This is a genomic window from Vibrio sp. D173a (assembly GCF_030248475.1).
In genome coordinates, this window is record NZ_JAHGAH010001376.1 from 1 (window position 1) to 1,002 (window position 1,002).

At 48.7% G+C, this 1,002-nt stretch carries 1 protein-coding gene; it reads left to right on the forward strand.

Features of this window, described 5'->3' with window-relative positions; all coding sequences use genetic code 11:
* A partial coding sequence (locus KIV40_RS33465) for a glycoside hydrolase family 2 TIM barrel-domain containing protein (RefSeq protein WP_285353720.1) occupies nt 1-1,002 on the forward strand: 1,002 nt, incomplete at both ends.

Here is a 1,002-nt window from a genome sequence, read left to right on the forward strand (position 1 = left end):
GATGGTCTGTTCTACATCAACAACAAATACGTGATGCTGCATGGTGTAAACCGTCACGACAACGACCACCTGAAAGGTCGTGCTGTGGGCATGGATCGCGTTGAGAAAGACTTGGTGTTGATGAAGCAACACAACATCAACTCAGTACGTACTGCGCACTACCCGAATGACCCACGTTTCTACGAACTATGTGACATCTACGGCCTGTTCGTGATGGGTGAAACCGATGTCGAAACTCACGGTTTTGCTAACGTTGGCGACCTAAGCCGAATCACTAACGATGCAGCATGGGAAGCGGTGTTTGTTAAACGTATCGAACGTCATATCCACGCTCAAAAGAACCACCCTTCTATCATCATGTGGTCTCTAGGTAACGAGTCAGGCTACGGCTGCAACATCCGCTCTATGTACGATGCAGCAAAAGCAATTGATGACACACGTCTGGTTCACTACGAAGAAGACCGTGATGCTGAAGTGGTTGATGTTATCTCTACCATGTACTCACGTGCTCAGCTAATGAATGCCTTCGGCGAGTACCCACACGAAAAACCACGCATTATCTGCGAATACGCACACGCAATGGGTAACGGCCCAGGTGGCTTAACCGAATACCAAAACGTGTTCTACAAGCACGATGCAATTCAAGGTCACTACGTTTGGGAGTGGTGTGATCACGGCATCTTAGCTCGTGATGAAGCAGGCACTGAGTTCTACAAATACGGCGGTGACTACGGCGACTACCCGAACAACTACAACTTCTGCATGGACGGTTTGATCTACCCAGACCAAACACCAGGCCCAGGCTTAAAAGAGTACAAACAGGTTATCGCACCAGTGAAGATCCGCGACTTCAATGCTGAAGACGGCACATTCACCGTTGATAACAAGCTGTGGTTCTCAAACATTGATGACTACACCATCACTGCAGAAGTTCGCGCTGAAGGCGAAACCATTGCAGCACAACACATCAAGGTTGAAGAGTTGGCTGAAAACTCGAGCCGT